General features: G+C 68.8%; 22 protein-coding genes. 3 read left to right on the top strand and 19 right to left on the bottom strand.

The genetic code is table 11. The features are described from left to right. Positions 1 to 39 precede the first annotated feature (39 nt). From EDD31_RS10980 to rph, 4 genes are all read right to left on the bottom strand, one after another. Complete coding sequence (locus tag EDD31_RS10980) at positions 40 to 1,653, bottom strand: FAD-dependent oxidoreductase (protein ID WP_123304192.1); 1,614 nt, start codon at positions 1,651 to 1,653, stop codon at positions 40 to 42. Continuing rightward, positions 1,646 to 2,758: a LacI family DNA-binding transcriptional regulator gene (locus EDD31_RS10975; protein WP_123304191.1), complete on the bottom strand. Its 1,113-nt coding sequence runs from the start codon at positions 2,756 to 2,758 to the stop codon at positions 1,646 to 1,648. The genes EDD31_RS10980 and EDD31_RS10975 overlap by 8 nt, the downstream gene beginning before the upstream one ends. 404 nt (positions 2,759 to 3,162) lie before the next feature. Beyond that, positions 3,163 to 3,831 carry an RdgB/HAM1 family non-canonical purine NTP pyrophosphatase gene (gene rdgB / locus EDD31_RS10970; RefSeq protein WP_123304190.1) on the bottom strand — a complete coding sequence of 223 codons (669 nt, stop codon included), beginning with the start codon at positions 3,829 to 3,831 and terminating at the stop codon, positions 3,163 to 3,165. Further along, complete coding sequence (gene rph, locus EDD31_RS10965; protein WP_123304189.1) at positions 3,828 to 4,613, bottom strand: ribonuclease PH; 786 nt, start codon at positions 4,611 to 4,613, stop codon at positions 3,828 to 3,830. Before rph ends, rdgB begins: the two co-directional genes overlap by 4 nt. A 45-nt stretch (positions 4,614 to 4,658) precedes the next feature. Here rph and EDD31_RS10960 point away from each other — a divergent pair, with 45 nt between their 5' ends. Continuing rightward, on the top strand, positions 4,659 to 5,039 hold the full coding sequence (locus EDD31_RS10960; protein WP_123304188.1) for an ArsR/SmtB family transcription factor: 381 nt from the start codon (positions 4,659 to 4,661) through the stop codon (positions 5,037 to 5,039). Continuing rightward, positions 5,032 to 5,514 (top strand): SRPBCC domain-containing protein, encoded by a 483-nt coding sequence (locus tag EDD31_RS10955; protein ID WP_123304187.1) that lies wholly within the window; start codon positions 5,032 to 5,034, stop codon positions 5,512 to 5,514. The genes EDD31_RS10960 and EDD31_RS10955 overlap by 8 nt, the downstream gene beginning before the upstream one ends. 101 nt (positions 5,515 to 5,615) lie before the next feature. Here the strand turns inward: EDD31_RS10955 and EDD31_RS14795 are convergent, their stop codons facing one another. The 5 genes from EDD31_RS14795 to clpS all read right to left on the bottom strand — a co-directional run bounded on the left by EDD31_RS14795 (position 5,616) and on the right by clpS (position 11,413). Further along, on the bottom strand, positions 5,616 to 6,158 hold the full coding sequence (locus EDD31_RS14795) for an endonuclease domain-containing protein (protein ID WP_170163280.1): 543 nt from the start codon (positions 6,156 to 6,158) through the stop codon (positions 5,616 to 5,618). Positions 6,159 to 6,809: 651 nt separating this feature from the next. Beyond that, positions 6,810 to 9,509, bottom strand: coding sequence for a phosphoenolpyruvate carboxylase (locus tag EDD31_RS10945; protein WP_123304185.1), 2,700 nt, complete (start codon positions 9,507 to 9,509; stop codon positions 6,810 to 6,812). A gap of 78 nt (positions 9,510 to 9,587) precedes the next feature. After that, entirely contained in the window at positions 9,588 to 10,379 is a 792-nt protein-coding gene (locus EDD31_RS10940) for an MBL fold metallo-hydrolase (protein WP_123304184.1), read from the bottom strand. 64 nt (positions 10,380 to 10,443) lie between these two features. After that, positions 10,444 to 11,160: a DUF2017 family protein gene (locus EDD31_RS10935; RefSeq protein WP_123304183.1), complete on the bottom strand. Its 717-nt coding sequence runs from the start codon at positions 11,158 to 11,160 to the stop codon at positions 10,444 to 10,446. After that, positions 11,105 to 11,413: an ATP-dependent Clp protease adapter ClpS gene (clpS, locus tag EDD31_RS10930; protein ID WP_170163279.1), complete on the bottom strand. Its 309-nt coding sequence runs from the start codon at positions 11,411 to 11,413 to the stop codon at positions 11,105 to 11,107. Before clpS ends, EDD31_RS10935 begins: the two co-directional genes overlap by 56 nt. A 100-nt stretch (positions 11,414 to 11,513) precedes the next feature. Here clpS and EDD31_RS10925 point away from each other — a divergent pair, with 100 nt between their 5' ends. Continuing rightward, complete coding sequence (locus EDD31_RS10925; RefSeq protein WP_123304182.1) at positions 11,514 to 12,944, top strand: nicotinate phosphoribosyltransferase; 1,431 nt, start codon at positions 11,514 to 11,516, stop codon at positions 12,942 to 12,944. A gap of 280 nt (positions 12,945 to 13,224) precedes the next feature. Here the strand turns inward: EDD31_RS10925 and EDD31_RS14790 are convergent, their stop codons facing one another. The 10 genes from EDD31_RS14790 to atpD form a co-directional block, all read right to left on the bottom strand. Beyond that, a complete protein-coding gene (locus EDD31_RS14790; protein ID WP_170163278.1) occupies positions 13,225 to 13,386 on the bottom strand; it encodes a hypothetical protein in 162 nt (53 codons plus the stop codon). A gap of 89 nt (positions 13,387 to 13,475) precedes the next feature. Continuing rightward, positions 13,476 to 15,314 (bottom strand): DEAD/DEAH box helicase, encoded by a 1,839-nt coding sequence (locus EDD31_RS10920; RefSeq protein WP_123304181.1) that lies wholly within the window; start codon positions 15,312 to 15,314, stop codon positions 13,476 to 13,478. Further along, entirely contained in the window at positions 15,315 to 15,659 is a 345-nt protein-coding gene (locus EDD31_RS10915) for a DUF3039 domain-containing protein (protein WP_123304180.1), read from the bottom strand. Positions 15,660 to 15,746: 87 nt separating this feature from the next. Further along, positions 15,747 to 16,538 (bottom strand): glucosamine-6-phosphate deaminase, encoded by a 792-nt coding sequence (gene nagB, locus EDD31_RS10910; protein WP_123304179.1) that lies wholly within the window; start codon positions 16,536 to 16,538, stop codon positions 15,747 to 15,749. Positions 16,539 to 16,699: 161 nt separating this feature from the next. After that, on the bottom strand, positions 16,700 to 16,981 hold the full coding sequence (locus tag EDD31_RS10905) for an HU family DNA-binding protein (RefSeq protein WP_123304178.1): 282 nt from the start codon (positions 16,979 to 16,981) through the stop codon (positions 16,700 to 16,702). A gap of 221 nt (positions 16,982 to 17,202) precedes the next feature. Further along, positions 17,203 to 18,216 carry a threonine aldolase family protein gene (locus tag EDD31_RS10900; RefSeq protein ID WP_123304177.1) on the bottom strand — a complete coding sequence of 338 codons (1,014 nt, stop codon included), beginning with the start codon at positions 18,214 to 18,216 and terminating at the stop codon, positions 17,203 to 17,205. A gap of 4 nt (positions 18,217 to 18,220) precedes the next feature. Continuing rightward, positions 18,221 to 19,771 carry a hypothetical protein gene (locus EDD31_RS10895; protein WP_148058934.1) on the bottom strand — a complete coding sequence of 517 codons (1,551 nt, stop codon included), beginning with the start codon at positions 19,769 to 19,771 and terminating at the stop codon, positions 18,221 to 18,223. A 196-nt stretch (positions 19,772 to 19,967) separates the two neighbouring features. Further along, a complete protein-coding gene (nucS, locus tag EDD31_RS10890; protein WP_123304175.1) occupies positions 19,968 to 20,663 on the bottom strand; it encodes an endonuclease NucS in 696 nt (231 codons plus the stop codon). 3 nt (positions 20,664 to 20,666) lie between these two features. After that, positions 20,667 to 20,936 carry a F0F1 ATP synthase subunit epsilon gene (locus EDD31_RS10885; RefSeq protein ID WP_123304174.1) on the bottom strand — a complete coding sequence of 90 codons (270 nt, stop codon included), beginning with the start codon at positions 20,934 to 20,936 and terminating at the stop codon, positions 20,667 to 20,669. A gap of 55 nt (positions 20,937 to 20,991) precedes the next feature. After that, on the bottom strand, positions 20,992 to 22,446 hold the full coding sequence (gene atpD, locus EDD31_RS10880) for a F0F1 ATP synthase subunit beta (RefSeq protein ID WP_123304173.1): 1,455 nt from the start codon (positions 22,444 to 22,446) through the stop codon (positions 20,992 to 20,994). Positions 22,447 to 22,449 lie beyond the last annotated feature (3 nt).

Raw genomic sequence — 22,449 nt, 5'->3', positions numbered from 1 at the left:
TCCTTGGATTTTCGCGCGCCCGTGGGCGCAGAACTGAAGTCAGTAGCCGAAGACGCCATCGGGCCAGCGCAGTTCGACTCCGTCGGCAATCAAGCGGGACTGCAGGCCATGGACGAGCGTGGTGTCGCCGTGAACCTGATGGGGCGTCGTGCCATCACGCAGGCACGAGGCAGCCAGGACTCCGGCGACCTCGCCGATGTTCCACTCCACGGGGTGGAGGCGATAGCAGCCGTTGGTGATGTGCGTGGTGCCGATGTTCTTGGCACCAGCGAGAAGGTTGGTGTGCGACCGAGGAATGAGTGCGCCCAGCGGAATCTCGAAAGGCTCCGCTCCCACGTCGATGTAGGTATCGCCTCCGGTCGAGGGGTGCAGATCGATGCGGTACATGCCGATCCCGACCGAGTCGGGATAGCTCCGGGCGCCGCCGGCACCGCGCTGCTCGAGCGAGACGTCCTGTTCGCGAATCGTCTCCAAGGCTCGGATGCGGCGACCCTCGCGGTGGTACGGAGCCATCGCGAGACCGTCGGTGGTTCCCATGACCTCCGGCACCAAGCGGAGCCCAGGCCATCCGGTGCCTCCATCCGGGCGTGGTGCCTCGGTCTGCATCCAATACAGCATGGAGAAGCTCAACTGCTTGGCGTCCGCCAGCCGCTCCTGGCGCACCTGGTCCGGGACGTCGATCACAGGCCCTTCGAAGTAGTCGATCATCGGCCAGTTGACCAGGCAGATGTCACTGTCGAACGCACCCGGCTCGAACTGGTCCTTGGCGAGGATGCGGCGGAAGGTCCACAGGTTCATGTCGCCCCCGCCCTTGGACTGATCGGCGTCGACGGCCAGCGGATCATCGCCCGGGTTGGGGGTGAAGGCGCGCTCGACATGCTCCAACGTGCGCGGATTGGGCGCGATCCAGCTGATCAGCGGCCCGCTCCAGAAATCAGGGGCCACCGCACGCCAGTGCTCGTAGCGCTCAGGCTTGTCGATGACGTGATCGCCGGGGAGGTGCTCCACGGCGAAGCACACGCTGACCGCCTGGATGTTCTCCGGCTGCGCCTGCTCCGGCGCGCTCGGTTCGCCGGTCTCGGCCCGGGACTCGAAGCCGGTGACGTAGTCGGCGCCCGTCAGGGGCAGGAGATCACCGGTCTCGGTCGCGTCGATGACATAGCGGGCGGCGATGCGCGTGCGCTCCCCGCCCGTGGCGCTCTCCAGGGTGACGGCAGTGACGCGATCGCCGTCGGTCTCGGCGCTGACCGGGCGCACGGGTTGCAGCACGCGGATACGGCCGCTGGAGCGGTAGGGCGCGAGCATCTCCTCGATCACGGCCAGCCCCGCCCGCGGTTCGGCGCACAGCTTGGAGACCCAGCCTGCCCCGGGGTTCAGATCGGCTTTGGCCTGGGCCGACGGGATCAGCGGGTAGGCCCGCCGGTAGTGGTCGCGGATGCCGTCACGCAGTCGCCGATAGCTAGCCGTGCAACCGAAGTCCTCGATCCACGGGTGCTCATCGGGCGGAACCGCCTGGCTGGTGAGCTGCCCGCCGAGCCAGGCGAACTCCTCGGTGAGGATCACCCGCGCGCCGTGCCGAGCCGCGCCAAGCGCTGCAGCGACGCCGCCGAGGCCTCCGCCGACGACGAGGACGTCTGTGTGCCTGTCATGCACGTTGTGCCTTCTTCCTGGCCGTTGCCGACCGAGTCTCGCGGGCCGGAGTAGATCGGCCGGGTGGCGCGACGGTCGCGCCCTGATGGGGGATGCACGGGAGGTGGAGTTGGAGATCGTCCTGCGTCAGTGACTCCGGCGAGTCGGCCAGTTGCCGGAGCAGCAACCGCAACGCCTCAGCGCCCATCTCCCGGCGCGGTGTGAGGAAGCCAGTCCAATCGATGCCGTCGATCTGCTCCGGGCGCTCGGGGTCGCCCAGTCGCACGATGGACAGGTCACCGGGGATGGACCATTCCCGTTCCAGAGCGGCGCGGCGTAGTGGCGCTGCGAGGTCGGGGGCGGCGACGGCAGCGGTGATCCCTGCCGCCTCGAGGGCGTCGATCAGCTCAGTGGAGTTCGGGTCCGGGTCCTCGAAACTGATGGCCTCCAGGCCGGCGCGTGACACCGCGGTGCGGTAGCCCTCGAGCCGGTCGCGCATCGACTCGTGTTCGGTGCTCTCGATGAGCGCGGCGATCCTCCGATGCCCCAGGGCGATGAGCTGATCGACCGCTTCCTGGGTGGCTGCGGCGTAGCCTGCGCCCGCATAGGGGACCACGCCGGCTGCCGACTCGCGCCGTCCGATGAAGACGAAGGGAAAGTCACGGCGCAAGAGGTCGGCGAGGTCCTCGGGATAGCTGTGCCGGCCCACCAGGATGCAACCGTCGGCCACGCGGAGCCTGCCGACACCACCGGAAGCGGTGAGGCCGCGCCCTGCCTTCGAGGCCAGCGAGGTGAACATGAGGAGATCGACGCCGGCGTCCTCAGCGGCCTGTTCGACGCCTTCGAGGAACGGGTGGTAGAAGTCCCCGGCGACCACCGGGAACACAGCCTCGTAGGTGTAGACGCCGATGATCGACGTGCGGCCGCCGGCCAGCCGTTGCGCGACGGGATTGGCGGCGTAACCGGTCTCCTCGATCGCCCGCAGCACTCGCTCGCGGACCGCACCGCTGACCCGGCGCTGAGCAGCGCCGGTACCGGTCAGCACCATCGACACCGTGGTCTGGCTGACTTGCGCGAGCCGGGCAACGTCTGCCTGGGTCGCTCTCCGAGCCATCGGTTTCGGACTCATCTTTGGGCCCCTTTCGCCATCGAGAGCTAGCGAAGGGCGTTTTACGCAAAACTGCAAGAGGCGGTGGGGACGGGATGGTCGCGAGGCGTGCAGGAAGCGGCCGGGAGAAGCGGCCGGGAGAAGCGGCCCGGCGAGGCTAGTCGCGAGGGGTGCGGGAAGGATGAGGCAGTCAGGAGGCGTACGGGAAGGTTCGTCGCCGCGCCTCCGTCACCCCACCGTGGCGCGTGACCGGGCGCTCACGACCCACGGCACGGCGGCTGGGCTCTCATCGTGGCGCGTGAGCGGGCGCTCACGGTCCTCGGCCCGCGCGCTCGACTCTCGTCGTGGCACGTGAGCGTGGCGTCCACGGACCGGCCGCTGTGCTCATCCCCCGCGTGCGCCGGCGAGCGAAGGCTCGGAGCCGGTCAGCGCCCGAGCACCCGCGCCACGTGCGGAGCGATCTCACGAAAGGCCTTGCCGCGGTGGGAGATGGCGTTCTTCTCCTCCGGGCTCAGCTCGGCAGCCGATCGTGGCTCGCCGTCCGCGGGCTGCTCGTCGGGCTGCAGGATGGGGTCGTAGCCGAAGCCTCCAGCGCCGCGTGGAGCGGTCAGCAAGCGACCGGGCATCGCGCCTTCGACCACGAACTCCTCGCCAGCGGGGGTCACCAGCGCAGCCGCGCAGGCGAAATGCGCGCCGCGGTGCACCTCGGGGACGTCGGCGACCTGCGCCAACAGCAGCTCAAGATTGGCGCGGTCATCGCCGTGCCGTCCGGCCCAGCGGGCGGAGAACACCCCGGGCGATCCGCCGAGGACATCCACGCAGAGCCCGGAGTCGTCAGCCACGGCCGGCAGACCGGTGGCGGCGGCGAGCGCCCGCGCCTTGATCAGGGCGTTTGCCGCGAAGGTGACACCGTCCTCGACCGGCTCGGGCACGCCGAACGCGCGGGCACCCACCACCACCTCGGCGGAGAGGTCCGGCAACAGCGGCGTGAGAATCGCGCGCAGCTCATCGATCTTCTTCTCGTTGTGCGTGGCGAGCACAAGCCGGGCGCCCGGCGCTTGAGCCGAGGCCTGCCCCGTACCGGACGCCGTCATGCGCGCCGTTCCAGCGGCTTGCCGAGCGCCTCGGCTTGGATCTCACGCAGCTGAGCGGTGCCGGAGACGGCCAGATCCAGTAACGCGTCGAGCTCCGCGCGGTCGAAGGGCGCGCCCTCAGCCGTGCCCTGCACCTCCACGAAGTCTCCTGCGCCGGTCACCACGACGTTCATGTCCGTTTCCGCGGCGACGTCCTCGACGTATGGCAGGTCGAGGACTGGCTTTCCATCCACGATCCCTACGGAGATGGCTGCCACCGAGTCGGTGAGCACCGGCTTGCCCGCACGAGGTTTGATGTGGCCCTGTTCTACGCCCCACGCCACAGCATCAGCCAGCGCCACGTAAGCGCCGGTGATGGCCGCGGTGCGGGTGCCGCCGTCGGCTTGGAGAACGTCGCAGTCGAGCACGATGGTGTTCTCGCCGAGCGCATCGACGTCGATGATGGCGCGCAAGGAGCGACCGATGAGGCGCGAGATCTCGTGGGTACGTCCACCCACTCGGCCCTTGATCGATTCGCGCTGGGAGCGGGAGTTGGTCGCGCGCGGGAGCATCGCATACTCGGCGGTCACCCAGCCCTGCCCGGATCCGCTGCGCCAGCGCGGCACGCCCTCGGTGAAGGAGGCCGCGCAGAGCACCCGAGTACGCCCGAACTCCACCAGCACGCTGCCCTCCGCAGCGTCGAGCCAGCCGCGCGCGATGCGCACCTCACGGAGTTCGTCGGAACGGCGGCCGTCCGCGCGTACAGGGGACAGAGAGTCGTGCGATGTGCTGTGTGCAGTCATGGCAGCCACGCTACCTGCGGCAACCGACACGGACGCCGATCGCCCATGCCGCCGACCTTGACACGTGACCAATTAGTCACCTATTTTCGTGTCGTGCCCGATGAACTCGTCTTCAAGGCCCTCGCGGACCCCACCCGGCGCCTCTTGCTGGATGCGCTGTTCACTCGCGACGGCCGCTCACTCGGTGAGCTGGAGCGCGTGGTCAACGAACACACGGAGATGTCGCGTTTCGGGGTGTCCAAACACCTCAAGCTGCTGGAGGACGCGGATCTCGTCATCACCAAGAAGTCGGGCCGGGAGCGGCAGCACTACCTGAACCCCATCCCGATCCGGCTGATCCACGACCGCTGGATCAGCAAGTACACCGCGCCACACGTGCGCGCACTCACCGAGATCAAACGACGAGCGGAAGAAGACCATGACTGAGACCACCCAGATCCACGCGATCTACATCGATGCCCCGGCCGAGAAGGTGTGGGAAGCCCTGACCAGTTCGGAGTACAGCAACAAGTACGGCTACGGCGGCGACCTCGAGATCGAGCCGCGCGCCGGGGGCACCTGGCGTCACCACACCACTGCCGAGATGAAGCAGATGGGCATGGGCGACATCGCCGTCGAGGCCACCGTCATCGAGTTCACCCCGCCAAGCCGTTTGGTACTCGACTGGAGCGCTGCCTGGCACGACGAGCCCGCCTCGCGCCTGACCTTTGAGATCTTCGCCAGCCCCAGTGGCCTGACCCGGCTAGTTCTCACTCACGAACTGCCTGACTCCCCCGCCACCGCGAAGGATGTGGCCGGCAACGGCGACGTCGAGAACGGTGGAGGCGGCTGGCCGTGGGAACTCGCCAGCATCAAGACGCTGCTGGAGACCGGCCGCCCCATGACCACCGCCGGCGCCTGAGAGCGGGAGCGGCCCGGGACCGGTGCGCAGCGCCGGCCACGCCGAGACTGAGGGTGAGGAATTGGTTGCTCCAAGCAGCCATTTCCTCACCCTGAGTCGATTCAACTAGCCAAGGCCTCGCGGACTTGCTGGATCACGACCTGAGGATCCTCCGTGACCTGGCGCCATGTCAGGCGCAGCACGACATAGCCGGCCAACGTCAAAGAGTTCAACCGTCGCCGATCGGCTTCGAAGTCCTGGTGATACTCCCTGCCATCAGCTTCGAGAATGACATTGGCCGCAGGGAAGAGCACATCGGCGCGCGCAATGATGCGGCCGCCGACGCGCACGGGCGCATTCGCGATCCAGCCGGTGATGCCGGCTTCCCGTAGCAGCTGGTGCAGCCTGTGCTCCAGTTCGCTCAGCGCACCGTCAGCAGTCAGGGCTGTCAAGGAGCGGAGTTGACTGACGCCTCGATGTCCTTGGCGTGCGGCAATCGCTTCCTCCAGATCAGTAGCTGTCAGAACCTCTCGCGTCCGGACCCAGATCATCAGGCTCTCCGCATCCGAACGTGGAAAGTCCATCAGGCAATCGAGTGCTGTACGCGCCCGCGTGGTCACCGCAAGTGGGCCCCGATGCGTGACCTCACCCGGGCTGATACCCATGCGATGAGGCACGACGCCACCAGTGGTTCTCCGTGAACCTTCGGTGATCACATGCGCCTGACCGTCGTCGGGAGCTCGAAAGCCGTGGAGCAGAGCCGCCGTCCGCAGGCAGAGCACCACCCCTGGCCACGTGAGCGTGGCCGCAGCCGCCCGGGTCTGCAACGCCGGGAATCGAGCCGCCCAGCGTGGGTCGCAGTAGGCCTTGCCGACAACGGGCTGCCAGTATCCACACTCCTGGCGGTGCCTGATGGCAGCTCGTGAGTAGCCGGCATCCCGGGCCATCCGCACGGTGAACGCTCCGCAGATCGCTGCCCGACGGAGGCGCTGGAGTGCGTGTTCTTGCGAGCACATGGCGTCAGCTTCACTGCTTGAGCCGCGCTACGCCCAGCTAACGGAATGGGCTGTGGAGAGGACAGCGTCGGCTTACCGAGCTGTGGAGCGGCTGGCGCGCCGGGGGTGGCCTGAGCACGACGGAAGGTGGGCTGCGGGCGAGGCACGGGCGCGGTGAGGGCGAGGCGAGGGGAGACTGAGAGTGAGGAATTGGTTGCTCCGAACAGCCAATTCCTCACTCTGAGTCGATTCAACCGGGAATGGAGCCTGCTCGGCCCTGCTCGGCCGTGCCAGGCCCAGTCCAACCGGGCTGGACCCCGTTCAGCCGGTGTTCTGCAGGCCGGCCGCCACACCCTTGAGGGTGATGAGCAGCAGATTGCGCTGATCCTGCAGCGCGGCGTCTTCCATCTCCTCCTCCGAGCGCAGGGCACGTAGGGCGCGCAGCTGCAGCAGGGAGAGGGCGTCCACGTACGGGTTACGCAGCTGGACCGCGCGACCGAGCACGCGGTGCCCCTCGAGCAGCCGGGAGTGCCCGGTGATCGCCAGCACCCAGTGCCGAGTCAGATCGAACTCCTCGAGCACCAGAGCTGCCAGGTCGTCGCGGTCGCCCAGCGCCAGGTAGCGCTCGGCGATACGGCGGTCGGTCTTGGCCAGCGACATCTCGATGTTGTCGATCAGCGTGGCGAACAAGGGCCAGTCAGCGTAGGCCGAGCGCAAGGTCCCGAGCTCACCCACGGCCTCGAGCGCCGAGCCGAGACCGAACCAGCCGGTGAGGTTGATCCGGGCCTGGCCCCAGGCGAAGTTCCACGGGATGGCACGCAGGTCCTCCAGGGACTCCACCGAGAGTCCGCGCCGCGCCGGGCGCGAGCCCAGGGCCAGCAGACCGACCTCCTCCTGGGGAGTGACCTGAGCGAACCACGGAGCGAAACCTTCAGCCTTGACCAGCGAGAAGAAGCGCTTGCGCGACACAGCGTCCATGGTGGCTGCCATGTCGGAGTACTGCTCGGCAACTGCGGCGTTTCGATCCTCGATCGAGGGGGCGGAGGCCATGAGGACCGCCGCAGCCACCTGTTCAATGTGCCGGAAGGCGATCTCGGGGTTGCCGTAGCGCGCGGAGATGACCTCGCCCTGCTCGGTGAGCTTGAAGCGCAGATCCACCGAGTGCGGCGGCTGGGCGAGCACTGCCCGGTTGGCGGGGCCACCACCACGGCCCAGCGCCCCACCGCGGCCGTGGAACTGGGTGAGCTCAATATCGTGCTTGGTGGCCCATTCGGCGATCCGGGCCTGGGCCTCGTACAGCGCGAGGGTCGCGGCAACCGGGCCGACATCCTTGGCGGAATCGGAGTAGCCGAGCATGATCTCCACCCTGCGACCGGTGGCCTCCAGACGGCGCTGCACGGCCGGGATCTCGAGCATCTCCTCGAGGATGCGGGGAGCGTTCTGCAGATCCTCGAAGGTCTCGAACAAGGGGATGACGTCCAGCACCGGCGCTTCGTCGGCGGACCCGAGCGCCTTCTCGGCCAAGGTGTAGACATCGGCAAGGTTCTGCGCGGACTGGGTGAAGGACACGATGTAGCGCCGGCCGGCCTGCACGCCGTAGCGGCTCTGGATCGCCGCGATGGACCGGAAGGTCTCGATCACCTCATCGCCGGGCACGGCCATCTTCTCGACCGAGTCCGGGTCCTCCAGCCACGCCAGGGTCTGGGTGTGGACCTTGGAGTGCTGCCGGATCTCCAGCTCAGCCAGGTGGAAACCGAAGGTCTGCACCTGCCAGATGAGTTCCTGCAGATCGCCGTAGGCGGCGCGGCTGGCCCCGGCTGAGACGAGAGAGTTCTGCACGCACGCGAGGTCCTCGAGCAGCTCCTGCGGGTCTTCGTAGGACAGATCGGCATTGCGAGCGCGCGTCGCGGCCACACGGTACGCCACCACGAGCAGCACCTTGCGGTGCGGTTCGCCCGGCGAGTTCCCCTCGGCGGCGTCGGTGAGATCCTCGGAGAGCCTGCGCTGACGTGCCCACAGGGCGAGCAGTTCCTCACTCGGCGGAGTGAACCGGTCATCGAGGGTGAGCGCCAGGCCCACGCGGCGAGCGCGGGACTCGAGTTCGGTGAGGATCCGCTCCGAGGCCAGGGCCGCGGCCTGCCGGGTCACACTCGCGGTGACGTTCGGGTTGCCGTCGCGGTCACCACCGATCCAGGAGCCCAAGCGGATGAACGCCGGCGCCTTGGGGGCCGCCGCACCGCGCCGCTCGCCCTGGAGCCAGTCGTCCAGGCGCCGATACGAGGCGGCGAACACCTTGGAGAAGGAGGAATCGAAGACCGTGAGCGCGGTACGGACCTCGTCCAGCGGAGAGGGTTGCGCGACCCGTAGCTGCGCGGTTCGCCAGAGGTTGTCGACCTCCTCCAGCATCTGTCGCTGATTCTGCGCGAGCGCCGCCGGACCAAGACGCTGATCGTCGCGGTGGTTGAGCAGGTCCCCCAGACGGCGCACCGAGGCAGCCACCGCGTTGCGGCGCGCCTCAGTGGGGTGCGCGGTGAGCACCGGGTGGAAGCGTAGTTGCCCGAGGCGGCGTTCGGCTTCCTCGCGGCCCACCTCTGCGGCCAGATGGGAGAAGGCGGCAGCCACGGAGTCCGAGGGCTTCTGCTCCTCCAGGGGCACGTTGCCGTCGCGCGCACGCAGGGAGCGCACACGGTGCTGTTCCTCAGCGAGGTTGACGAGCAGGAAGTAACAGGTGAAGGCTCGCGCTACCTCCTTGGCCCGTTCCGAGGAGAACCCCTCCACGATCGTCTCGGCGCGCGCCAGCACCTCGGCGTCGTCGTCGAGAGCGGCGATCGTGGCTTCGCGCAAGGATTCGACATCGGCCAGCAGTCCCGGGCTGCCCGACTCTTCGATGACCTGGCCCAGCAGGGAACCGAGCAGACCGACGTCTTGGCGCATGGCATCGGGGATCTCGTGGGTCGCAGCTGCCCGGGTGTCGGAACCTGTCGGCTCAGAAAGCGGGGAAGAGACCTGTTCGTGGCTCATGGCGCCTCAGGCTACCCGCGGAATGTGAATCCTCGGACACGGCGTCGCATCGTGAGCGCATCGCGGATGCCAGCAGCCTCAGAGGTACCAGTCGTCCCCGGCGCGAGCGAGGTCGATCGGGCCGTCGTAGACCTCGTTGGCCTCGGCCCGCACGACGGCGGGGTCGGTCCACGGCTGCAGGTGGGTGAGCACCAGGCGCCTGGCGCCGGCCTCGCTGGCCACGGCGCCGGCACGCTTGCCCGTGAGGTGGACACCACGCACCTGATCACGACCCTCTTGAAAGGCAGCCTCAGAGAGCAGCAGATCGGCGTCCTGCGCCAGCGGGATGAGGGTGTCGCAGGTGTCGGTGTCCCCGGTGAACGCCACGGTGACCTCGCCACCGCGCTCCCCCGGTCCGGTAACCCGCAGACCGAAGGCGGGCACCGGGTGCCGGACCGGGAAGGAGGTCAGTGTCATCGGGCCGACCTGCACGGGCTGGGCGGGATCGTGCTCCCGGAAGGCAAACTCCTGCGAGTAGCTCTCCCGGGCGTCGCCGCCGTCGAGACCACGCAGGCGCTGCAGGCTGTGGGCGGGGCCGAGCACGTCGAGCTGAGGAAGGCAGCCAGCCGGGTGCCATTTGCGGTAGACCTGCATCCCCACCAGGTCGGCCACGTGATCGGCATGCAGGTGCGAGAGGGCGATCAGGTCGATCTCTGCCGGGTCCACGTAGTTGAGCAGCGCACCCATCGCACCGGGCCCGAGGTCCATCACCACGGTCCAGGTACGCAGGCCCCCCTGGCCGTCAGCCCCCTCGGCGCGCAGGAGGTAACAGGAGGCAGGCGACTGCGGCCCGGACATGGATCCGGAGCATCCGACGACGGTCAGTCTCATGTAACTCGACTCTTGGGGCCGCCACACCGAGGTGGCAGGGAGGGCAGATTGACTGCAATTCAGCCTATCCGCGGCCTCCACGGCGGACTACGGCTTGAAGCAGTGACTCCTGCCACCAGGTCAAGGCGTTGTACATCGTCGCCATGGCTGCGGTCACCTCGCTCTCCTGATCCGCATCCTCCTCGAGCGTCTGGTTCCGCCACCTCTCGACGTCGGCCTCGTCCTCGATGCCGAGCCGGGCGGCCAGCACCAGCCGAATATCGGTCAGAGCCGCAAGCCACTCCCCTTCGGTACCGGCGAGGATGCGCACGTCGACGTCCTGGGTTCCACTGCCGGCACCGTGCAGCGTGCGCCAGATCCGGGCGAGCCGCTCGGCCTTCTGACCGCGCAGGGTCGACTCGGTCATCGCGCGCAACTCGGCGGCCATCTCGGCGTCCTCGCTCGCCGGTGGCAGCAACCTGGCCAGGGCGGGATCCTCGGGGGCCTCCGGGGAGGGAGCAGCCTCGCTGCGACCACCGGAGGGGTCATCGGCGGGGTCAAAGTCCAGGGCGGCGAGGATCTCCTCATCCGAGGCAGGCGCGGATCGCACGTCGGCGTCATCGGCGGACAGTGGCGTGCCGAGCAGCAGTGCCACATCGGCGACGAGCCGAGCGATGACGCGGCGTTCGGTCTCGGTCAGCTGGGAGCGGTAGCCGCCGCCGCGTGCCGGGGTGAAGGCGTGAATGCTAGTCCTCCTGCTCGATGGTGGCCCAGAGCCCGTAGGAATGCATGGCCTGGACATCGGCCTCCATCTTCTCGCGCGGGCCACTGGAGACGATCGCACGCCCCTCGGTGTGCACCTGCATCATCAAACGGCTGGCGTGGGTCTCCTCATAGCCGAAGTAGGTGCGGAAGACGTAGGTGACGTAGCTCATGAGGTTCACCGGGTCGTCCCACACCACCGTGCGCCAGGGCTTCTCGGGCCTGGTGGAGACCTCGCCTGCGGTCTGCTCCTGCTCCGCCGGCGCCGCCATGGTGATCGGTCCTGAGCTCATGACTCCAGGGTATGCCTGCGGCACGGGCACAGGCTTGGCGAGTACCTGGGCGCTGAGGGAGGCCCGCGAACCGTTGCCGGTCAGCAGGTAGCGTCACCTCATGCGTTCCACCGCGCTGCACACGGACAGGTACGAGCTCACCATGGTCGACGCGGCTCTGCGCTCCGGTGCGGCCGATCGCCGCTCAGTCTTCGAGGTTTTCACTCGCCGGCTCCCGGCCCGACGGCGCTACGGCGTGCTGGCTGGCACGGGGCGGCTCCTCGAGGCACTGGAGTCGTTCACCTTCGGTTCGGACGAGATCGAGTACCTGCGTTCGAGCAGCAACCTGGCTCCTGAGACGCTGGAGTACCTGGCCGGCTACCGCTTCGGCGGTGACATCATCGGCTATCCGGAGGGTGAGTGCTTCTTTCCCGGTTCCCCCGTGCTCACCGTGCGGGGGACCTTTGCCGAGGCGGTCCTGCTGGAGACCCTCACCCTGTCGATCCTCAACCACGACTCCGCCGTGGCCGGGGCAGCCTCGCGGATGACCACCGCCGCTCATGGCCGGGCCTGCATGGAGATGGGCGCGCGGCGTACCCACGAGGGTGCCGCCGTCGCGGCGGCGCGAGCAGCCGTCATCGGCGGGTTCGCCGGCACCTCGCTGGACGAGGCGGGCCGCCAGTACAGACTCAACGTCATCGGCACCGCGGCGCACGCCTTCACCCTGGTGCACGACGACGAGGAATCGGCCTTCTCCGCCCAGGTGGCAGCTTTCGGACCGGAGACGACGCTGCTGGTGGACACGTACGACGTCGCCACCGGCGTGGATCGAGCCGTGGCTGCGGCGCGCCGGGCCGGCGGCGAGCTCGGCGCCGTGCGCCTGGACTCCGGGGACCTCGTGGCGCAGGCCTTCCGGGTGCGCGAGCAGCTCGATGAACTCGGCGCACGGTCCACCCGCATCGTGGTGACCTCGGACCTGGACGAGTACGCGATCGCCGCGCTGAACGCCGCTCCGGTGGACTCCTACGGGGTGGGCACGCGCTTGGTCACCGGCTCCGGCCATCCCACGGCTGAGCTGGTCTACAAGCTGGTGGCCCGCGAGAACTCTGCCGGTGTGATGGAACCGGTGGCCAAGGTCTCGGCGGACAAGGCCTCCGTGGGCGGCTTCAAGCTCGCCGGCCGGGTGATGGGCGGGACCGGGCCCACGGCTGGCACGAGGTCCGTCGCAGCTCCCGAGGGCGCCGGCCCCACCACCGGTGGCGACGGCGGAGCCGGGGAACCGGAGGTGCCGGCGGGGGCCACCGCTGTGGAGGAGCTCATCGTGGCATCGGCAGACTCCGCGGCAGCGCGCGCCGAACTCGAACGCACGGGGGCACGACCCTTGCAGGTGGAGCTGGTCAGCGGCGGGCGGATTGCCGAGGAGCACCGCGGTGCTGGGGCGGTCGAGCGGGCTCGGGCGCGTCTGCTCGAGTCCCGGGCCGAGCTGCCGTACTCAGCCTGGCGCCTCAGCGAAGGCGAGCCCGCCATCCCCACGCGCCACCTCGCGGTCTGACAGACACACAGCAGGCGAAGAGTGCCGGAGAAAGCCAGACGGGTAGAGAAACTGGCGCTCAGCGCCACTTACTCTGCCCAAACGAGGCGGTGCCGACGCCGCGTCCGCTACCGCCGTCCCTGGTGTGCGGGCGTCCCTGGTGTGCGGGCGACCGCGCGCGGCCGAGCGGTGCCGCGAGCTACGGCCGGGCACGACGAAGGGCGCGCCGGAGCGCGCCCTTCGTCGTGCACCGTGTGCACGCTGCTAGTGCCCCGTGCGGGCCACTAGCACCGAATCGTGACTAGACGCCGCCGCCAGAGCGACCGCGCGTGACCAAGCTCAGGATGAGCGAGATGACGAGGACAGCCACGCCAACCCAGATGAGAAAACGTGCCGCCTCAACAGCAACACCAGCGATGAGCATGACGGCACCGAGAATGATGAGAATCAACCATGTGTTCATGACTCGATCGTGCCCCCCATACCGGCATCGCGCATCTTGAACGAACGAGGAACTGAAAAGTTCCAGATTCGTCACGTTCTCCGACCCCCTCAATGGCGCCCGACGAACCACTTCCGGATCTGGGCGATGCGCGCCTCCACGTCCTCGGTGGTGGCCATCGCGACCTCGGGCCCACCACAGCGTTGGCGCAGCTCGGTGTGCACCACGCCGTGCGGCTTGCCCGACCGGCGCGACCAGGCCGACACCAGGCCGTTGAGCTCCTTGCGGGCGGCCTGCCGGCGCTTGAAGTCGTCCACTCCGGAGTTCTCCCGGCGAGTCTTCGAGGCTGAGGCTTCGCGGCGCTGAGTCTTGACCTGCTCGGCCTGGCGCGCGCGCAGCAGATCGCGAACCTGTTCGGGCTCGAGCAGGCCGGGAATGCCGAGGTATTCCTGTTCTTCCACCGAGCCGACCTCGGCCTCGGTGCCGAACTCGCCGCCGTCGAAGAGCACGCGGTCGAAGGAGGCCTGGGAGTCCAGCGCCTCGAAGCCCGGGAGCAGCGCATCGGAGGCCTGCTCGCTGCGGTTCGCCTGGGCCATCAAGGCGTCCTCGGGTGAGAAGTCGACCTCGGTGCCCTTCTCCTCGGCGGTGAGCACCCGGTCCAGCGAGTGGTCGCGTTCGGCTTCGAGTTCCCCGGCCAGGCCCATCAGGTGCGGCACCGACGGCAGGAAGATCGAGGCGGTCTCGCCGCGGCGCCGGGCCCGCACGAAGCGGCCGATGGCCTGGGCGAAGAACAGCGGCGTGGCGGCGGCAGTGGCGTAGACACCGACGCTCAACCGTGGGACGTCGACACCTTCGGAGACCATGCGCACCGCCACCAGCCAGCGCTTCGAGCCGTCCTCGGCGAACTCCTCGATGCGCCCGGAGGCGCCGTCGTCATCGGAGAGCACGAGGGTGGCGGGCTGGCCGGTGATGACTTCGAGGATGCGCGCGTAGGCCCGTGCCGCGTTCTGATCGGTGGCGATCACCAGGCCGCCGGCGTCCTCCACGCTGCGGCGAATCTCGGTGAGGCGCTGATCGGCGGCGGCGAGCACGGCGGGGATCCAGCGGCCCTCGGGGTTGAGCGCCGTGCGCCAGGCCTGGGCGGCCATGTCCTTGGTCATCGGCTCGGCCAGCGCGGCGGAGATCTCGTCCCCGGACTTGGTCCGCCAGCGCATCTGCCCGGAATAGCTCAGGAAGATCACCGGGCGGACCACGCCGTCGCGCAGGGCCTCGCCGTAGCCGTAGGTGTAGTCCGCTTGGGAGCGACGCACGCCGTCGCCGTCGCGCACGTAGTCCACGAAGGGAATCGCTGCGGTGTCGGATCGGAAGGGCGTTCCGGTCAGGGAGAGCCGGCGGCGCGCGGGCTCGAAGGCCACCCGGATGGCGTCACCCCAGCTCAGCGCATCGCCGCCGTGGTGGATCTCATCGAGGATCACCAGGGTGGGCTCGGCCTTGGTGCGGGCTTCGTGCAGCGCGGGGTTGGCCGCCACCTGGGCGTAGGTCACGGCGACGCCGTCGAAGGAGGCGCTGTGCCGGCCCTGGGCGTTCCGGAAGTGCGGGTCGAGCTGCACGCCCACCCGGGCAGCCGCGGTGGCCCACTGGGTCTTGAGGTGCTCGGTGGGGCAGACCACCGTCACCCGGCGCACCACCCCGGCCGCGAGCAGCTCGGTGGCTACCCGCAGCGCGAAGGTGGTCTTTCCGGCGCCGGGAGTGGCGACGGCGAGGAAGTCCCGCGGGGCCTGCTCCTGATACTGGCGCAGCGCCTCGGCCTGCCAGGCGCGCAGGCGAGAGGCCGTGCCCCAGGCGGCGCGTGCCGGGAAGGCCGGCGGGAGCTGCTCCGCGGCAGCGGTGGAGACACCGGCCGGGACGTGTGCAGGCGCGGGAGGGCCGGGGAAACGCTCGGCAGACACTTACGAGTCGCTGCCGCGCCGACCGAAGGGCCAGCCGCGGCCCTTCCCCTTGCCGGCTCCCTCGCCGTCACCGCCGCCGGTCATCTCTTCATAGATGGCCTTGCAGGTGGGGCAGACGGGGTACTTCTTCGGGTCGCGCCCGGGCGTCCAGACCTTGCCGCACAGGGCGACCACGGCCTGACCGGAGACGGCTGCCGAGGCGATCTTGTCCTTGCGCACGTAGTGGGCGTAGCGCTCGTCGTCTCCCGGGGACTGCTGCTCGCGAGTCTCCTCGCGTTCCAGCACATCGGTCGAACCGGCCGGGCTCGAGGGCGCCTGGGGCGCCTGCGGATCCGAAGAGCTCATGCCCCGAGTGTACGTCGCGGATAGCGGCTCAAGCAGACCCCTTGGCGGTGATCAGCTCCACGAAGGGCCGCTTCACGAAGGGCCGCTTCACAGCCCCTGCCAGTCCGGCTTGTCGGCGAGCACCTGGCGGTAGTAGCCGCCGAGCTGCAGCCGCGAACCGGCGGCCTCGTCGAGCAGCACGGTGGCATGCGGGTGGTGCTGCATGATCGTGGCCGGCCACATGGCCGAAACGGCGCCCTCGACGAGCTGGTGGATGGCCTCGGCCTTGCCCGAGCCGGTAGCCAGCAGTACCAGGTGCCGGGCGTCCATGATGGTGCCCAGGCCCTGGGTGACGCAGTGTCGGGGCACGGAGTCGATGTCGCCGCCGAAGAAGCGGGCGTTGTCCTGGCGGGTCTGCTCGGTCAGGGTCTTGATCCGGGTGCGCGAGGCGAGCGAGGAGCCGGGCTCGTTGAAGGCGATGTGCCCGTCGGAGCCGATGCCGAGCAGCTGGAGGTCCACGCCCCCTGCCTCGGCGATGGCGCGCTCGTAGGCGGCACAGGCATCGGGCAGCTCGGCGCTGGAGACCGCCCCCGGCGGTGCCTGCACGGCACCGTCAGCGAAGTCCACGTGCGCGGCGAACTCGCGCTCGATGACATTGCGGTACCCCTCGGGGTGCTCGGCCGGCAGACCCACGTACTCGTCGAGCAGGAAGCCGCGCGCACGCGCGAAGGAGATCCGGCCCGCCCGGTGACGCCGGATGAGCTCTTCGTAGACCGCCAGCGGGCTCGAGCCGGTGGCCAGCCCGAGCACGGCGTCCGGCTTCGCGGCGAGCAGCCGTTCGATCTCGTCGGCGACGAGGGAGGCCATCTCGGCGCTCCCTGGTTGAATGACGACCTCCACGACACTTCCCTTCGATCTCACAGGTGCGACCTACACGCTAGCTAACACGGCGCGGCACGAGCCGCGCGCAACTGTCCAGGACAAGCGAAGCGGGCAGGACCCGATGGTCCTGCCCGCTTCGCTGCCCGCGGCCGGCGATGGCCGCCGCGGTGGTGGCGAGATCAGCCCTGAACGGCCTTCTTCAGCGCCGAGCCGGCAGAGATCTTCACGCCGTAGCCGGCGGGAATCTGGATCTCTTCGCCGGTGCGCGGGTTGCGGCCGGTGCGAGCGGCGCGCTCCACGCGCTCCACGCTGAGCAGGCCGGTGATCTTCACGGGCTCTCCCTTGCTGAGGGAGTCAATGAGGACCTCCTGCAGAGCCGACAGCGCGGCTTCGGAGTCGGTCTTGGTCAGCTCGGTGCGCTCAGCAATGGCGGCGACGAGCTCGGTGCGGTTGACGGACATGAAATCCCTCTCATCGGTCGTTCGGGCACCGGTTCCTGGTGCCGCATGGCCCGACATTACGCACCAAAGTCCGCGATTGCTGCATCGGAGTCGGCTTGTCGCAGATCCCGGTCTCACACCAGTCACATCTGTCACCACCCGTCACAGGAGTCACAGTGTGCTGGCCTGATGGGCCCACACGGGCAGATCGGCGGACGGCACGCCAGGCCCGCCCGCGCGCCTCAGCGGAGGTGCTGCGCCAAGCCGCGCACGAGTGCCTCCACGTCCTCGTCCTCGGTGTCGAAGGAGGCAACAGCCCGCACCACGGTGGCGGTCCACGGGTGCACCGGCAGCTCGGCAGCGATGGCCGGTAGCTTCTCCGCTGGTACGGGGATGAAGACGGCGTTGGCCTGTACCGGGTGGGCCGGAGTGATCCCCAGGTCGGCGAGACGCTCGGCGAGCAGGGTGGCCGCAGCATTCGCGCGGGTGGCGTTCTCGTGCCAGAGATCCCCCTCAAGGAGTGCAAGCAACTGGGCGGAGAGGAATCGCATCTTCGAGGCGAGCTGCGTGGAGGACTTGCGCAACCATCGGGCTCGCTCACCCAGGCGCGGATCGACGGTGATCAGCGCCTCGGCGCCGAGCAGTCCGTTCTTGGTGCCGCCGAAGGAGAGACAGTCCGCCCCGGCGGCCGCCTCGGTCAGCGAGACCCCCAGCGAGACGGCGGCATTCGCCAGGCGGGCGCCGTCGATGTGCAGCCGCGCGCCTCGCCGGTCCGCCTCGGCGCGCAGTGCCGCGAGCTCGTCGGGGCTGTAGACCGTACCCATCTCCGTGGCCTGGGCGATGGTGAGCGCGGCCGGCTTGGGGCGGTGGACCGTGCCGTCGTACTCGTCGAAGACCGCGGCCATGCCCGCCGGGCTGACCTTGGCATCCACGTGATCGATCGCGAGCATCCGTGTACCACCCACGCGCTGGGGTGCCGTGGATTCGTCGTTGAGCATGTGGGACTCGCCGCCGGCGATCAGTGCTTCCCAGGGTTCGAGCATCGCCTGCGCGGCCAGCACGTTCGCGCCGGTGCCGTTGAAGACCGGGAAGACCTCCGCGTGCTCTCCGAACAGCTCTCGCACACGCTCGTCGAGTTCGGCGGTCCATCGGTCGGAGCCGTAGGCCGGGGCGTGGCCGGTGTTGGCCCGGGCGATGGCCTCCAGGATGCGGGGGTGAATGCCGGAGGCGTTGTCGGAGTGGAAGCCGCGAGTCATGCGGCTATTGTGCCTGCGCCAGAGCTGGGATCTTCACCTGCCCTGGTCGCGCCACCTCCGCCCGGTACATCTCGCGAGCCTGCTCGAAGCCGATGACCCAGCCGGTCTGGCGGATCGAGCGGTACAAGGGCGTGGTGAGTAGTTCCACGCGAGAGTCCAGCACCTCGGGAAAGCCACCATGGGCGAGCATCGCGTCCTCATAGGCGGCCAGGTGGCGCCCGGCCTCATCAAGGTAGTGCGCCTCCCCCGTGCTGCGGTGCAGCAGGATCAGGGTCTTGATGTACTCCATGCCCCAGAAGCTCCAGACCGCGTCTCCGCCGTAGGAGGCGACGGCGAGGCGCACCACGGGCACCTGGCGGTGCGCGCGCCGGTCGGCGTGATAGCGCAGGGGTAATGGCTCGGCCACGCCGATGCTTCGGATGTACTCCACGCATCGTTCGTAGTAGGGGCGCTCCGCCGCATCCTCGGGGTTGAGGAAGCCGGTGGCGAGCACGATGAGCCAGTCCGAGGAGTAGTAGGAGCCCTCGTCAGCTTCGGTGGAGAGGTCTTCGAGGAAGTGGCCGGACCGGTCCTCCCAGAAGGTGCTCAGGATCGCCCGTTTCATGCCGCTCAGCGCCGCCTGGTCCTCGGGTACCAGTCCGAGGCTCATGCCGAGCTGCTGGGTCTTCCAGCAGATGACGTTGTCGAAGAAGGCGCTGCGACGCTCGGTGATGTCCTTGGCACCGGAGAGGCGGATGTCTCGCCGCACCAACAGACCTTCATGATCCAGGACACCGGAGAGATAATCCGCGTAGTGCCGGCGCAGCGCCGGCCCATACCGCCTGAGCAGATGCTGGGCGGCCTCGACGGTCTCCAGCGCATGCACGTCCTCGGCATAGTGCGCCGGTCGGGCGGGCTCCTGCCCGAGCAAGGCAGCGAGCGCATACAACATGCCGTACAGGGTGTCCGAGGGCCGGTGGTAGAAGTTCACGCCCGTCACGGTGCGCCGGCCGGTCGTGACCACCGTGGTGTGCAGTTCCCTGGCCTGAGCGGCCCAGCCGAGCGCGTGCCCGAGGGTCTGCAGGTAGACCAGCTGGCGATCACGCCAGTCCTGCGCGAGGTCAGGGCCGGCACCGGGAAGGGACCGGTCGAGCATGGGGTAGTAGAAGACGCCGAGGTTGCGCACAAACAGGGCACTGAAGTGGTCGCCGGAGATCAGCAACAGACCCTGTGGGTCGAAGCGCAAGGCGTGAATGTCGGCCACGATGCCCTCGATGTCCCGGGCGGTCGACCGTGGCGAGGCCACGTAACGCGTCGCGAGGATATTGAGCCCGGTCGCGTAGACGGCCAATGCCCGATACGGAAGGCTCTGACGCAGCTGCAGTCCCGCGGTGCGATCGCTGACCACGAGGCCGCGCTCGGTGAACTCGGCCCGGAAGGTCTTCTTCACCACGCTGTGGCGCGTGAACGGATTCGTGGCATAGGTGAACGCTGCGGAGCCGAGAGCGAAGGCCAGCGGTAGGAGCAGCTTCAGCGCGGTCCGGCCGCACCGGCCCACGCGCCGTCGGGATGTCATCACTACGCTCCTTCTGCCGGCTCAGCGGCCCACGGCGCGCTCCAGGCGCACTCCTCACGGCGAAGTGCTCAGTGTGATCGGTGGCAATGACGGCGACGTGACGCAGGGGTGAATAGGCAGTGGCGGACAGGCGGCGAGCGTGCTCAACTGCCGGACCACCCGTACCGCGCCCCGGCTGGGCGATGTGCCGGGCCGCTCAGAACAGCCGGGAGTCCACGTCGTCGAGGCCGCGCATGGCGTCGTAGTCGAGCACCACGCACCGGATACCGCGATCCTCAGCGAGTACCCGGGCCTGCGGCTTGATCTCCTGGGCGGCGAAGACCCCCCGCACCGGTGCGAGAAGCGGGTCACGCCCCAACAGCTCCAGGTAGCGGGTCAGCTGCTCCACCCCGTCGATCTCGCCGCGTCGCTTGATCTCGACCGCCACGGAGTTGCCCTCGGGGCCGCGGGCCATGATGTCCACCGGGCCGATGGCGGTTGGGTACTCGCGGCGCACCAGGGTGTGGCCGGGGCCGAGGATCTCGATCTGCTCGGCCAGGAGCTTCTGCAGGTGAGCTTCGACGCCGTCCTTGACCAGTCCCGGATCGACGCCGAGCTCGGCGCTGTGGTCGGCGAGCACCTCGTGAATGCGCACCACGAGCTTGTCGTCGGTCTTGGCGCTGCGCACCGTCCAGAGTTCGACCACGCCGGCCTCGGCATCGGCGCCCTCTGGCTCATCGACGGTGAGCGAACACGGCGGGCTCATCCAGTTCAGCGGCTTGTAGGAACCGCCATCGGAATGGACCAGCACGGAGCCGTCGGCCTTAACCATGAGCAAGCGCTTGGCCAAGGGCAGATGGGCGTCCAGCCGACCCGAATAGTCCACCGCGCAGCGCGCGACGACAACCCGCATGGATCAGTTGTCGGCAGGCTTGGCGCGCTCAACCACCACAGTGACCACATCCTCGTCCACCGACATGAAGCCTTCCTCGACGAAGAAGCGCGTCACCTGCCCGGCGGCCGTGGTGATCTTGACCTCGCCCGGGCTCAGGAGCGTCAGGGTGGGCTCGTGGCGCGCGAGGATGCCGATGGAGCCGTCGATCGCCGGGGCCACCACGGACTCCGCCGGGCCGCTGAACAGCTGGGCGGTGGGGATCACGACGTCGACCGTCAACGAGTCGGCCATGACCGGCCTCCTTCTACGATGCGCCGGCCCCGTGCGGGGCCGGCGACTGGCTGGATCAGGACTGCTGCAGCTTCGCCCAGGCGCGCTCGAGGTCTTCGAGTCCACCGATGTTGTAGAAGGCCTGCTCGGCGATGTGGTCAAACTCGCCGTCCGCGATCTTCTTGAAGGCTTCGATGGTCTCGCTCAGCGGCACCGTGGAACCCACCACGCCGGTGAACTTCTCCGCCATGTAGGTGTTCTGCGAGAGGAACTGCTCGATCCGGCGGGCACGGGCCACCGTGATCTTGTCTTCCTCGCTGAGCTCGTCCACACCGAGGATGGCGATGATGTCCTGCAGTTCCTTGTTCTTCTGCAGGATCGACTTCACCCGGGTGGCCACGTCGTAGTGCTCGGTCCCCACGTACTGCGGGTCGAGGATCCGCGAGCTGGAGGCCAGCGGGTCCACGGCGGGGTACAGACCACGCGAGGCGATGTCACGCGAGAGCTCGGTGGTGGCATCCAGGTGCGCGAACACGTTCGCCGGGGCGGGGTCGGTGTAGTCGTCGGCGGGCACGTAGACGGCCTGCAGCGAGGTGATCGAGTGGCCGCGCACCGAGGTGATCCGCTCCTGGAGGATGCCCATCTCGTCGGCGAGGTTCGGCTGGTAGCCCACCGCGGAGGGCATACGGCCCAGCAGCGTGGAGACCTCGGAGCCGGCCTGGGAGAACCGGAAGATGTTGTCGATGAAGAGCAGCACGTCCTGGTTCTGCACATCGCGGAAGTACTCCGCCATGGTCAGCGCCGAGAGCGCCACGCGCAGGCGGGTGCCCGGCGGCTCGTCCATCTGGCCGAAGACCAGCGCGGTCTTGTCGAAGACGCCGGCCTCCTCCATCTCCTCGATGAGGTCGTTGCCCTCACGGGTGCGCTCACCCACACCGGCGAAGACGGAGACACCACCGTGGTCCTGGGCCACGCGCTGGATCATCTCCTGGATGAGCACGGTCTTGCCCACGCCGGCGCCGCCGAACAGACCGATCTTTCCACCCTGGACGTACGGGGTGAGCAGGTCGATGACCTTGATGCCCGTCTCGAACATCTGGGTCTTGGACTCCAGCTGGTCGAAGGGCGGCGGGTTGCGGTGGATGGGCCAGCGCTCGGTCACCTCAAGGGTCTCGCCCTCGGGGAGGTTGAGCGCCTCGCCGATCACGTTGAAGACCTTGCCCTTGGTGATGTCACCGACCGGGACCGAGATCGGCGCCCCGGTGTCGGTCACCTCGGCGCCACGCACCAGGCCGTCGGAGGGCTTCAGGGCGATGGCGCGCACCAGGTTGTCGCCCAGGTGCTGGGCGACCTCAAGGGTGAGGGTGAAGCTCTCCTCGCCCAGGGTCACCTGGGTGGTGAGCGCGTGGTAAATATCCGGGATCGCATCGGGCGGGAACTCGATGTCAACGACGGGGCCGGTGACGCGGGCGATGCGGCCCACCCCGGGCGCAGAGGCCTGCGGGGCGGTCTCAGAGGCGGTGGCAGTCATGAT

Source organism: Bogoriella caseilytica (assembly GCF_003752405.1).
Lineage (GTDB): Bacteria > Actinomycetota > Actinomycetes > Actinomycetales > Actinomycetaceae > Allobogoriella > Allobogoriella caseilytica.
This window is presented reverse-complemented; position numbering and strand designations above follow the sequence as displayed.